At 38.3% G+C, this 13,113-nt stretch carries 14 protein-coding genes; 13 read left to right on the plus strand and 1 reads right to left on the minus strand.

What is annotated here, in order from left to right:
• Window positions 1–84: 84 nt before the first annotated feature.
• Window positions 85–558: a YcxB family protein gene (locus tag BLV86_RS03545; RefSeq protein ID WP_031556009.1), complete on the plus strand. Its 474-nt coding sequence runs from the start codon at window positions 85–87 to the stop codon at window positions 556–558.
• A gap of 110 nt (window positions 559–668) precedes the next feature.
• Here BLV86_RS03545 and BLV86_RS03550 read toward each other — a convergent pair whose 3' ends face one another.
• Complete coding sequence (locus BLV86_RS03550) at window positions 669–1,361, minus strand: anaerobic ribonucleoside-triphosphate reductase activating protein (protein ID WP_330386194.1); 693 nt, start codon at window positions 1,359–1,361, stop codon at window positions 669–671.
• Between the two features lie 385 nt (window positions 1,362–1,746).
• On the opposite strand from BLV86_RS03550, the gene BLV86_RS03555 reads away from it, so the two are divergent.
• The 12 genes from BLV86_RS03555 (at window position 1,747) to BLV86_RS03615 (ending at window position 13,051) form a co-directional block, all read left to right on the plus strand.
• Window positions 1,747–2,007 (plus strand): helix-turn-helix domain-containing protein, encoded by a 261-nt coding sequence (locus BLV86_RS03555; protein WP_090815146.1) that lies wholly within the window; start codon window positions 1,747–1,749, stop codon window positions 2,005–2,007.
• Window positions 2,008–2,146: 139 nt separating this feature from the next.
• Entirely contained in the window at window positions 2,147–2,473 is a 327-nt protein-coding gene (locus tag BLV86_RS03560; RefSeq protein ID WP_090815147.1) for a helix-turn-helix domain-containing protein, read from the plus strand.
• 79 nt (window positions 2,474–2,552) lie between these two features.
• Window positions 2,553–3,311, plus strand: a complete 759-nt coding sequence (locus BLV86_RS03565; RefSeq protein WP_090815148.1) for a hypothetical protein — start codon at window positions 2,553–2,555, stop codon at window positions 3,309–3,311.
• Entirely contained in the window at window positions 3,308–3,499 is a 192-nt protein-coding gene (locus tag BLV86_RS03570; protein WP_090815149.1) for a hypothetical protein, read from the plus strand. Before BLV86_RS03565 ends, BLV86_RS03570 begins: the two co-directional genes overlap by 4 nt.
• Complete coding sequence (locus BLV86_RS03575; protein WP_090815150.1) at window positions 3,480–4,142, plus strand: PIN domain-containing protein; 663 nt, start codon at window positions 3,480–3,482, stop codon at window positions 4,140–4,142. Before BLV86_RS03570 ends, BLV86_RS03575 begins: the two co-directional genes overlap by 20 nt.
• 157 nt (window positions 4,143–4,299) lie before the next feature.
• On the plus strand, window positions 4,300–4,614 hold the full coding sequence (locus BLV86_RS03580) for a helix-turn-helix domain-containing protein (RefSeq protein WP_090815151.1): 315 nt from the start codon (window positions 4,300–4,302) through the stop codon (window positions 4,612–4,614).
• Window positions 4,611–5,882, plus strand: a complete 1,272-nt coding sequence (locus tag BLV86_RS03585) for a type II toxin-antitoxin system HipA family toxin (RefSeq protein ID WP_090815152.1) — start codon at window positions 4,611–4,613, stop codon at window positions 5,880–5,882. Before BLV86_RS03580 ends, BLV86_RS03585 begins: the two co-directional genes overlap by 4 nt.
• A gap of 784 nt (window positions 5,883–6,666) precedes the next feature.
• Window positions 6,667–7,932 carry an AAA family ATPase gene (locus tag BLV86_RS03595; protein WP_090815154.1) on the plus strand — a complete coding sequence of 422 codons (1,266 nt, stop codon included), beginning with the start codon at window positions 6,667–6,669 and terminating at the stop codon, window positions 7,930–7,932.
• A 215-nt stretch (window positions 7,933–8,147) separates the two neighbouring features.
• Window positions 8,148–8,720, plus strand: a complete 573-nt coding sequence (locus BLV86_RS03600; protein ID WP_090815155.1) for a hypothetical protein — start codon at window positions 8,148–8,150, stop codon at window positions 8,718–8,720.
• A gap of 186 nt (window positions 8,721–8,906) precedes the next feature.
• Window positions 8,907–9,425, plus strand: coding sequence for a DUF6465 family protein (locus tag BLV86_RS03605; RefSeq protein ID WP_090815156.1), 519 nt, complete (start codon window positions 8,907–8,909; stop codon window positions 9,423–9,425).
• Window positions 9,426–10,052: 627 nt separating this feature from the next.
• Window positions 10,053–11,756: a hypothetical protein gene (locus tag BLV86_RS03610; RefSeq protein ID WP_090815157.1), complete on the plus strand. Its 1,704-nt coding sequence runs from the start codon at window positions 10,053–10,055 to the stop codon at window positions 11,754–11,756.
• Window positions 11,757–11,767: 11 nt separating this feature from the next.
• Entirely contained in the window at window positions 11,768–13,051 is a 1,284-nt protein-coding gene (locus tag BLV86_RS03615) for a rhodanese-like domain-containing protein (protein ID WP_090815158.1), read from the plus strand.
• Window positions 13,052–13,113: the final 62 nt, after the last annotated feature.

Genomic DNA, 13,113 nt, shown 5'->3' on the forward strand with positions numbered 1-13,113 from the left:
TATGATGATGTCATATATCAGTATTTTGAAATGAATTCAAAATTTCTTGCGGCTCTATTTTGACAGGTAGTGGAGGATTTTTTATTGAAATATCAGTTTAAGATGGACATAAGTGCTTCCGAATTGTTCTATATAACAATGTCCAGAACCTACAGATCCCTGGCCGGGACAGTAAACATCGTTTTTACTGTTGCAATGTTTATACTTGCGTTTAAATTCCTGGGAACTGCCAATATGTTTTATAAAATTTTGATCATATTCGGCTGCTTACTGTTCCCCGTTATTCACCCACTTGCGATATACGGACAGAGCATCAAACAGAAGGAAAGCATGCCTGAGGGTGTGGTTCTCGGCTTTGATGACAGCGGAATGCATGTTGAACAGGGAGACAAACATGAAGATATCCCATGGAGCAGAATTCCAAAGGTTATAAAACAGAAAAACATGGTGATAGTCATGTCGGACAAGCTGCATGGGTACATGTTGACGGATCGGGTTTTGGGGAATAAGAAGGAAGAGTTTTATAATTTTGCGTTGGGAAAAATCAACCGGGATTAATGAGGATTTAAAATGATTGACAGAGTGAAAGCGGAAAAGGCCTTTATGAGATAGATGAATTCCCGAAGAACGAAGCGGGGAAGATAATGTATGGGGAGCTGAAGAAGCTATTATAACCCTCTGAGTTCAGCCCCCGGAACATAATTTTTTACAATCTCAAGAAATCTTACCATGTCCTCATCTGATGGCGTGGTAAGATTTTTATTAGGTACAGTATCCCTTTCGGTGAACTGCTGGAGGTAGTAACGGGATGCACCTTTTATCATCTTGCCGATAGCTGTAAAGTCTTCGTCTGAATGCAGTTCATGTACAACTGTGGTTCTAAACTCATATGGGATATCGGAACTCATGATGATGGAGATGCTCTTAAGTATGCGTTCTGTATCAAGGCTGTCGATACCAACCGTTAACCCATATTTTGGCAAGGAATTCTTTATGTCCATTGCCACATAGTCCAAAAGTCCTTCTCGATACAGTTCCTGAAGTCTTTCCGGGTGATAGCCGTTGGTATCAAGCTTAACCTTGAATCCCATAGCTCTTATTTTTCTGATGAAATCGGCAATGTCAGTTCTCATGAGGGGCTCGCCTCCTGTTATGGCAACGCCATCCAGAAGTCCATGCCGTTTTTCCAGAAACCCAAAGAACTTTTCATCATCCATAAGGGGTGCAGCACTGCCATCCACCAGCTCAAAGTTGTGACAGTATGGGCACCTGAAATCGCATCCGCCCAAAAACACCGTGCATGCTATATGTTCCGGGAAATCCAGAAGCGTCATTTTTTGAAGTCCGTGAATATTCATCATTTTCCTCCCACATCCAAAGTGTTTTATATGTTCACATTCGATACTTACTATAGATGATAAGGTTATAGTTTGAGAAAAACAAGTAATCAATTTAAGGCTCAAAAGTTCATCACCCGGAAGGTTATGACTACTATGTAGCATTATGTTAAAAAATCAAATAACCACGATGTAAAATCTGTCAAATAAACACGATGTAAAATCTTAACTTTTTTTCGAATTTATGCTATAATTAAAAACTCTTGAACACTAAGTTTGGGGACATTCAGCACATTAAAATCATAGCCTTACATCCCCCGGAAGACAGAGGTGTCTGATTGCGCGTATCGCAGAGGATGTTGTAATCAGTTTGTACTTTAACGATAGGTATTACACAAAGGAGGCAAAAATGGAATATCCGATACTGGATCTGAAGGAAACGGGAAAAAGGATTAAAGATCTTCGGGAGGAATCGAAATTGTCAGTGGAAGATGTAACCAGATTCCTTGGCGATATTTCCGCACAGTCGGTTTACAAGTGGCAGAGGGGAGAAAGCCTTCCCACCATTGATAACCTTTATGCGCTAAGCAAGTTATTTAAAACACCAATTGATGATATATTGAGAGGTAACAGAGAGAGGGACGAAGTTCCCTCTCTTTCTTTATGTTGAAGATTTTAAACCACGAGTTAACTGACAGTTAGCATAAAAGACGCTATCATTTAATAAAAAAAGGATTATGCGTTGTTATATAAAACCGGATGTGGAATATCGATGAGTTTTAACGATTATACAGACAGGAGTTATGAAAATGAATGAAAACAAGACATCGATTGATATGAGGAGAACAGGTCTTAAACTCCAAAGACTTGCAAGACTAAACGGATATAGTGTAAAAGATATCCAGAAATACCTGCTTCTTTCTTGCCCACAGCCTGTGTATAGATGGTATAAGGGTTCTATACTGCCTTCGGTAGATAATCTTTTGAGGCTGAGCGAGTTGTTCCATGTCCATATGGAAGAATTATTGGTTAAAGAGTATTCTGATAATATGTTAGATAGATTCACATCCATTGAAAATGACGGCCTGGCTTTTTATAAGAGGATGAAAGCATATTATATACTGTTTGCAGCATAATGCTGTATTTTGGACTATCCGTCCAATGACAGATGGTCGTGTGCACAGTACTATGAAATAAAAACATGGGAGGTGCACAATGACACGCGGAAAGATTATATATATTGATAAGGATTGCAAAGTTTATTCTACGGTTGAATTTAACGGAGATATGTATCCGGAAGGGAATGCTGATGAAGTTCTTGAAAAGTTTGAGGCTGGTTTTTTTGTGACATACAGCAGGTACGAGAATTTCGTAGAACATTTCAATAAAAAACATTATGGTTATCCTGAAGAGTTGATAGGTCCCTTGGTATGTGCGGAAGAGAGAGTGATCAATGTCACTGAAAACTGGACGGACTATCTATATATCATCAATAATTCAGAAAGCAAATGGGCAATTAAGGACAAAAACGGAACAAGTTTCCTTGATAAAAGAACACTGGCAATCGTGTATTTTCAACAAGTTCAAAAAATCCATCACCGAATAATACATAAATCAGTAGGCAAGATTGATTATGAATTAAGTAAAGATGAATTTGAAGATATCGTTGAAAGATTAAGAGCATCCTCTGATTTGGTTTCGAAAGTAGATGAATTGTTCAAAAACAGCAGGGAAAATGTTGAATGTGATTTTTGCAATGGGGCCAGTCTTCAAATCTCGCATGAAAACATTGTCGTGTTGTTATTAAAAAAGATAATGCACGATTCATGCGAAGATATTGACTACTTTATTTATGAGCTTGATTATGGAAGGAAATATGAACCGGGAATGATTAAAGATGAACATGATCAGGATATCGATTTCAGTACAGCCGGAAAACTCTATGATTATCTAAGAGGAGCTGCAGGATTATGAGACTGGAAGTTGAAATGACATCAGAACAGCTTGATTTGTTGATTTTAGCTACAGAAGTTTATGCCCGTGCATTGATGAATCAGCCAGATATGGTAGTTGATATTTTAGCTGAAGATCGATTCTTTTACGATAAAACTGATCCTGAAAATGATAGAAGGGGATTTTGTTATGGCTGCCATTTTAGTTGATTATGAAAACGTACAAGGATTCCATGGACTTAAGGGCACTGAATATCTTAATGAAAACGATTACCTTATTATTTTTTATAGCGTTTCTTGCTCTAAAATCACCAAAGAATATATTGAATCAATTAAAAATAGTGGCTGTCAATTTACTATATATAAACTCAAAACATCAAGAAAAAATGCTCTGGATTTCTATATCGCGACGGAAGCTGGCAGGCTTAGTGCTCTTGGCAATGGACAGATTGCTCTCATCTCAAGGGATAAGGGCTTTGATTCGATATCAGATTTTTTTAGCATTAATGATAATCTTAAAGAAACAAAGCTTGTTGTGTGCGACAGCATAGAGCATGGTCTTGAAAAACTTACTGATTCAAATGATAAAGAAAGACGTAAGCTAATTAGGGATAAAATGCAAACTGTTGATATCGAAGTTGAATATGGCAAGATACAAGAGTCAAATTCTACAAAAGAGAAGATAAAACAACTTCTTGAAGATACCGAGTATAAACCTTTAACGGATAATATTATTAAGTTTTTTTCTGATAACAAATGTGAGTCAACTAAGAAGCTGTACACCGGAACTCTTCATGAGTTCGGACTTAAAAAGGGTGTGGCGATATATAGACTTCTCAGAGATGTAGTATGACGGGAATATATAGTGATACGGTCATGGATGATTATAATTTTTTGTATATGCTGTTTTTATATGGGTGATAACGTCAATGCGCCAATGACGGTTTAATGTTTGTAAATATAAACAATATAATGTATAATATACATAAATACAAACATTAGGAGCGATTATGGGAAAACGAAAAGCGTTATTGTTTCCACAAACAGCAAGGAAACTACAAACTGTAGGTGAACAAATAAAACTTGCAAGGTTACGTAGACACCTCACAGCGGAAGACATTGCTCAAAAAGCCCATGTCGGAAGAACAACAGTTGTACAAATAGAAAAAGGCTCGCCATCCGTGTCAATGGGAATGTATCTTGCTGTCCTGAATGCATTAGGGCTTCAGGATGACATTCTTTTGCTTGCCAAAGATGATGAACTTGGCAGAACTATACAGGATCTGGAGATTAAGACTCCAAGAAGGGTAAAAAATAAGCAATGAGTGGAAAAAAAGATATATTCGTATATGCAGGATGGCTCAGCAACGAACTAATCGGTACAATTCATTGTGGTGTAGCTAATGGTAACGAGATAGCATCATTTGAATATGATCGGAAATGGTTGATAGAGCATTCATTATTAATGCTTGACCCTACGATTCCACAAGTTACATATCGTTCATATTCTGCTGATAAACAATTATTTGGGGCATTTGAGGATTCCTGTCCCGACAGATGGGGACGCAAGTTGATAGACAGACGGGAAACATTGTACGCAATTAAAGAAAAAAGAGCTCCCAAGAAATTTTTTGAATCAGATTATCTTCTCGGAATCCAGGATTGTTACCGTATCGGTGGATTTAGGTATAAAACTGATTCGGATGGAGATTTTCTAAATAATGATACCCTCCCAATTCCTCCGATTACAGCCATAAGAGAACTTGAACAGATATCTCTTGGATATGAAAAAGATACTGATAATCGTTGGGTTGAACAGCTTGTTGCACCGGGTTCTTCCCTTGGTGGAGCCCGCCCGAAAGCAAACGTGGAAGATATTGACGGTTCATTATGGATAGCGAAATTTCCGTCCAAGAATGATACATATGATGTAGGAGCATGGGAGAAAACAGCAAATGACCTTGCTTCAAAGTGTGGTCTAAACATTCCCGAATGCAAGCTTATGAAATTAAGTGATTTAGGAAGTACTTTTCTTTCAAAAAGATTTGATCGGGTATATACAGATGGATTTGAAAAACGTATTCATTACGCATCAGCAATGACCATGCTTGGTGCAAGGGACGGTAAAACTGACGGAATTGGATATCTCGACCTTGCAGAAACGGTACAGCGTTTGACTCTAAACACCGATGAAAATTTACATGAGCTATTCAGGCATATGCTTTTTGATATTGCTATAGCAAATCATGATGATCATCTAAGAAATCATGGCTTCCTGCTTCAAGGTGATACCTGGGAATTGTCTCCGGCTTTTGATATAAATCCTGCTGCTGATGAACAATTCCTTGAGATGAATATAGACACAGATAGTGGCTACAGATCATTTGATAAGGCTATAGAGACCAGCGAGTTTTATCACATCAGCAAAGATGAAGCGGTCAACGAAGTTCGTAAATTTTCCGAGATAATATCAAGCTCATGGAAAAAAATTGCCACAAGAAATGGTATCAAAGAAAGTGAGCAAAAATATATGTCTTCAGCATTCAGGCTTGTAGAAGAAGCAAACAGAAAATATAGCGCAAAATCGGTTTAACGGACAGTTAGATTAATAGACGCTATTATTTAATCTATAGAAAGTATTTGATTAATAGAGGGGGACGAAGGTTCCTCTCTGTCTTTGTTCAAGGGGATTTTTTTAAACCACGAGTTAACTGACAGATAGCATATAAGGCGCTATCATTTAATTAAAAAGGTTACATCAGTCCGGAGGTGGTGTGTGTTTCGATGAGTGTTAATTGCAAGTTATATTTTGTGCGTGAATATGACTTTCCAGATGAAAGCATTGAGGGTGTATCTGCATCTGGGATAGTTGCCATGTATGACATAGGTGCCTTTGGATATGATGTATATCAAATGAATTTTATTGAATGCTTCTTTCCGGATACTCCATTTTCACTTCTTGTTAATAAATACGATGATGAGCTACAAGTCGAAAGGCTAAAAAGCACGATTACGGATGCTTATGGATCCAGACTGTCGTATGCATCTTCAAATCAGAAATTGTATAAATGTGCTCAGAAAATTTTCAAAAGTGATCCGTCTTGTCGTATGAGATATTTGCGTGATGTTATCAAGACTTTTAAGGATGACGAAAACATATATATTGTTTTATATTTGTATTGAAGAGAGTCGTGAAGAAGGTGTGAGAGATACTGGTTTATTTTACCGCTGATATGCATTTTGGACACAGAGACATTATTACGATGCAGAATCGACCGTTTGCTTATAGGGGAGTTGTTGAGAAATAACATGAATTGCTATAAGATGTTAGTATAAATAATATACGAGGAACATGCTTCGTTAGGAGGGCAAAATTGATGCTAAGCATTAGATCTTCATACGATAGTTTTCGAGATCTGCGTGAAAATAATTCTTATTACATTGATAAGACAGAAATCATTGAAGAGTATCTTATAAAACGATTTGATAAAGCTGTCCTTTTTGCGCGCCCTCGCAGATTCGGAAAAACATTGACCATGACCATGTTCCGAGACTTTCTGGACATAAGACAGAAAAGTGAATCAATTTTTGCCGGGTTAAAGGTCATGGAGAACACAGATGTTGTAGAAAAATACATGAACCAATATCCTGTAATTTTTATATCCCTGAAAGAAGTGTTCGGAGATAGTTTCGAGAAGGTATTCAGAAACTTTCAAATTGCCATAGCAACTACTTATGATAGTTGTGCAGAATTGCTGGAAAGTGAGAAAATAAGTGATCTTCATAAAGAATTCTTTGTCAAACTACAAAGGAAAGAAATGGGGGAGGAAGATACTATTCAGTCTGTTGCTTTACTCGCTCAAATAATGAGAAAACATTATGGGAGGCAGGTCTTTGTCATCATTGACGAATACGATGTCCCAATGGCAAAAGCTCTAGGTACGCCTTATTACGATGAAGTAAGAGACATGATAGAGCATATGCTGAGCTTCATTTGCAAAACCAACGATAATGTAAAAGCAGTGCTGCTGTCCGGATGTCTATACACAGTGAAGAACAGTACCTATACCGGTGTCAACAACATAATGCCATATACAGTTATGTCACCTATATATGCATCATCCATAGGCTTCACAGATAATGATGTGAAGAAACTACTTGCAGATGCAGGCTTGTCAGACCGGTATGATACCGTTGCTGAGTGGTATGATGGATATATGTTCGGACGTGACAAGATGTACTGTCCATGGGATGTACTGTTATATGTAAAATCAGTTCTGGATGGAACTTATGATGATGACAGAGGGCCTGAGAGCTACTGGCTGAATACATCAGAAACTTCCATTAACTTGATTCACGGTTTTTTTGGAAAAACATCCTGCGCGAATGAAAGCTTTGAGCAATTGTTGGCAGGAGGAACCATAGATTGCACTGTAAATGAGTTTGTTCCATATCACAGGATTCATGAAAACGGAACAAATCTGTGGTCTGCACTGGTAGAAACGGGATATCTTACAAAAGCCGTTACAGGTCGTCCGCCCCTCATGCCTTTGAGAATACCAAACAGATCTGTTCAGATTGTATTTCGACAGGAGGTTTGGGAATTCTTTAAGGACAAGGTGGATAATGTTTATAATAGATAAGAAATATGAAAGCCAGTTAAAATACGAGGGCTATACTGTCCGTTTACAGTATGCAATGGCCTTCAATGATAAGAAATGTATAATCAAGAAGGTTTAGTTGAAAGAGAGGGACGACGGTCCCTCTCTTTCCGTATTTGTTGGAGTTTTTTTAAACTACAGGTTCAGAGACAACTTTTCTTTCCGGTGTTATTCTTTGAACATCAGGAGGAGATGCCATGGAAAAGATGAAATCGATAACAGAAAAAAGAGATGCGAAGAGAGAAGAAGATGAAAGAGTACTTGCAGAACTTTGGGAGGAATACTCAAAAACTGTAGACGAAGTAGATGTCATTTACAACAGAGACCGAATCAGAAGAAAAGCAGGACAGGAAGGCATGACTTTTTTAGAAATGATTGCCTTGAACAGAAGAGTGACGGAAAAGAAACTTGCTTACGAGCGAGAATACAACAAGAGAATACCCTACGAAGAACGCCTTGAAAACGAGCGGCAGAAGATGAGACTTATGATGCAGTGTATGGCCGCAGAAAAAGAAAGACAGGAACAAGGGCTTGAAAGAGAAGTTTCCTGGGAAGAAGAGGAAGCGGAAAGAGAGTGGGAAGAACTCCTCAAAGAGCATCCTGAATATAGAGACGCTGCAGATTACGGATATGAGGAGCTGACAGAAGAAGAGAAAGAAGCAGAAAGTAAGAAGATAACGAATACACTTATAGCGCTTAACCCGGAGCTTCACGAAAAATATCGAATACAGGAACAGGTTCTCCAAGAACTTAAGAATGGATTGCTGTAAAAAAAAGAGAAAAGGAATTCGAAAGGGTTCCTTTTCTTGCATTCTACAGGAAGTATATTTATCATCATATATTACTGCGAAAAATAAAAAATACTTTATCTTTTCTATGGAAAAATAATTTATTCATATTTATAATAATAAATAAGTATATCAAGTAATTTAAACTTTTCAAGAAAGGTAACCAGTATGGAAAACGAGGAAGTAAAAGTAGTTGATCAGCCAAAGACAGAAGAAAAGCCGGCAGAAGAAAAGAAGGTTGAAGCATCTGCAAAGGCTGCTCCAAAGAAGAGAGGGCCTAAGCCTAAGACCGCCGCTAAGAAGCCGGCAAAGAAAGCTGCAACAAAGAAGAAGGATGCTGCTGCAGAAGTTAAAAATGATGATACAAAGGCAGCTGTAGAGAAGAAGGCTCCTGCAAAGAGAGGACCAAAGAAGACTGCAAAGACAGCAGCCAAGAAAACTGTAAAAGCTCCAAAGACAACTGCAAAGGCTGCTCCTGAAAAGAAATTTGATTTCGCCAAAACCATGTTTGAATATGCAGGAAAGCAGTTCACTGAAGAAAGCATCAATGCAAGAGTTTTAGAGTATCTCAATAAGCATCCATATATCAGTGCTGAAAGGATCGAGGCATTTGTAAACATTGAAGAAAAGAAAATCTACTTCACTGTTGATGGATTCGGTAATCCGGATTTCACAATCGATCTTTAAGCAAAAACCCAAAAAAAGTTCAAAAGATTAAAAACCAAAAAAAATTTTTTGAGAAAAAAACCAAAAAATGAACAAAACCCTATCTTGTTCAAATAACATTGCAATATGGGAAACAGGGGAGAGTTTGAAATTTTTTCTGTAAATATGGGTATTCTATGATAATTTAGATTTAAGAGGGAGCAATCAGACTGGTTGCTTCCTTTTTCTGACTATACATTTATTAAAGATATAAGTCTATATCAGTTTGTGATTGTACCAAGTATTGTAGTGTGAAAAATACTTTTCATCACTATTTGTGCCGCCGACCAAAGGCGGCGGAATGGGTATTAGTATGATTATTTGCATATGCAATCGATAAATCTAAATTTGCACGAATAACCTCTATCCTAAATGAGATAGAGGTTTGCTTAATTTGAAATAAACCATTTATCTACCGCTTATGACATATTTTACTGTGAAAAACAAACAAAACTATTATAATGTTTTATAGGTGTATATTACTGTTTTGTAGATTTTATTTAAAATAAACAAAACTTTACAGAGCCTTATACAATATTTCCATATGAAAGTAATGAGTCAGATATTAAAGCTCAAAGAACAGCGTTAATAGTTGAGGAGGATATTATTATGACGAGAAGTAATTTAATGAGATTTTTAGTTTGTGCTGTCTCTTGCTCGTTGCTTGCAGGCTGCGGTAGTGTTTCAAATACAGCAGAAAGCAGTATTACTGAACAGGAATCCGTTGAAGAAAACAAAGAGACATCCGGTGATGCAGAGGCCGAATCTTCCGAAAGCGATGCTGCTCAGGAAAAGAATACGGATACTTCAACGGAAGAAAAAACTGCTGATAAAAATGATGGAACAGCTAACTCAAATTCAGAAAACAAGTCTCTTGCTAAACGTCTGGCCGGAAAATACAGCTATCATTACGGCAGTGAAAACGGTGATGACGAATACTATATCATGGATATCGTCCCATTTGGTGACAATCTCTATGCTTATTGCGGACAGGCAATGGCAGAAGATACTGAGAGCCTTAATGCATACAGCTTCTGGGCTTGTGAGTTTATACCCAATGATCCGGAGGACCTAAAAAGCGAATACCGCGATATGGTAACTGTAAACGAACTGAGATTTTCAGTGATGTCAAATGCAGGTTTGTATTGGGATCAGGGTCAAAAGGGCACAATAACTCTTACGGATGAAGGAATCCTTTTTGAGGGATTTGAACAGGATGATTTTCTGGTGCCGGAAAATGATGACAGCAGACTTTTCCTGAAGGATGACAGAGTGGAAGATGCTTTCGTATACCTTAAAAGGGATGCTGAAGGAGGAGCTAAGGAGTTAAAGGGATTATGGATCCTTGATAATGCTGATGGAGCGGATCTTTATCTGGAATTTACCGGTTCTGATCTCTATATGTACAAGAAATACCCGGGATCTGAAGTTTTCTATGCGGCAGGAGGATGTGAGTACGGGAACGAGACATTCTCCTGCCAGGCAAACCGTCTTGGATATGGCGGAATGCCTTTTGAGATGACATGTGGATATAAAGTCAGTGGGGATGATCTGACTCTGAAAATTGAAAATTCTGAATTTCCTGATGTACTTCCTGAGAACGGAAAATATAAAAGAGTTAATGACGGTAATGTTCATGTTACAAGCATGGATGAAGTTGTAAAGAAAGCAGGTAAAGATTCCGAACCGGGCAGTGCGGATCTGGCTGCTTATGAAGCATTATATTCTCCGGTCCTGGAGGAAGTCCGTGAGGTCGTGACTAATGGTTATGATCATGATAAGGAATACAAGTACGTATCAAATGGACTGATGGAAAAATGTATGTATCCGGGTGATGATGATCTTACAAAGGCAGTTGGATATGTACTGAAAGATGTAAGCAGAGATGGTATTCCGGAGCTGATCATAGGATGTGATGAAAAATATGGTGATAACGAACCAAGAAGTTACATTTTCAACTTATTCACATTAAAAGATGATGAAGTGCAGAGTGTGTTTGATGGCTGGGCAAGAAGCAGTTATCAATGGATGGGAGATGATCACTTCTATTACAGTGGTTCCGGCGGAGCAGCAATCACTATCTTCGGTGAGAATCATCTGAGTCCGGACGGCACAGAGATCGTATGGGATGATTTTTATTTCTCTGATGAAAAAGAAGTCGGAAACATTGGATTATATCACAACACTTCAGGTATATTTGATGCCGGAAAAGCAGAAGAGCTTGACATGTCAGACAGTGAATTCTTTGACAAAATGGATGATTACGAAAGTAAATGCCAGATGCTTTCATGGACTCCTGTCGGAAAAAGCTGAAGGAGAGATATATGAGAAAGTCATTCAGGAAACATTTTATTGCAGCATGTGGAATTATAATAGTTCTGCTTTCGGGATGTGAATCAAGGGATCAGATAATGGATGGCGACGGCATGTTTCAGACATACCCATATACAAAGATAAATCAGGATGAAGCGAAACGCATGATGGAACAGGATGACGGTCATGTGATAGTAGATGTCAGGAGACAGGATGAATATGATGAAGGGCATATCCCGGGAGCCATTCTTATACCAAATGAAAGTATAGAAAATGAACCCCCAAAAGAACTTCCGGAATTTGATCAGATCATCCTTGTTTACTGTCGAAGCGGACGAAGAAGCGTGGAAGCTTCACAGAAACTTGCTGATATGGGATATAAAAATGTCTACGAGTTTGGAGGAATTATCGATTGGACAGGTGATGTTGTGAAAAGTGAAGACGTACAGGAAACAACATTACAGGAAACAACAGCCCAAGGAACAACATCAGGAGATACTGAAATGAATGATAAGTCTGCAGCTCTGAGCTTTGAATCTTTTGACGGAGGCGGACCGGATTTTAATGTAATCATAGAGGACGAAAGCATTGTATCTTATACATCAACCAGAAAGTATGACAGCGAAGATCATGAAATGATGACAGGCGCCGGATACGATGTGATATTTACTTTTACCGGTACAAAACCCGGTGAAACTGACATGCTCATAGAGGCACGTTCACCAATAGCGGAAAACCTTGACATGAAATATAAGGTAATCGTCAGTGAAGACTTGAGCGTGAAAATAGAAGAGGTCTCAGTAACCGATTTTACGGAGTCTGTAGTAGACGAAGATGTAGATCCTTACTGGGGAGTTTTACTCAGTTACAAAGAAGCTCAGGATGCAGGTTATACAGAAGAAGAATTAAAGGAGCGAGGCTACAAAACAGAGCTCATTCAGCATGGTTGGCCGAGATTAACAAATAATGACGAGGTCTGGTATCACTATTACGACATAAACAATGATGACTGGATCGATATGATAATCACCTATCATGGGCAGATAGTGGATATTTATTCACATGACGGAGACGCAGTGTACTCTTATGGCGCACCATATAGAGGTATCGCAGAGCTTTATCCTGACGGGTCACTCTCAGAAGTGGTTACTATGGGAGTAAAGGGGTCAGTTACAAGGTGGTACAAATATGATGTAGAATCCGGGAAATTTCTTGCTGCAAATGAAGAGCTTCATCCAAAAGAACCGCCTGTTGTTTTGCCGGAAGGCAGAAGAATATCAGATGTAGGTAAGTAGGCGAAAACGGCTTCAGCTATACCATGCCTGCGGAAGTATATTTCTTCGGCAAAAAGATGGAA

It is taken from the genome of Oribacterium sp. KHPX15, assembly GCF_900107835.1.
In the GTDB taxonomy this organism is placed as follows: domain Bacteria; phylum Bacillota; class Clostridia; order Lachnospirales; family Lachnospiraceae; genus Oribacterium.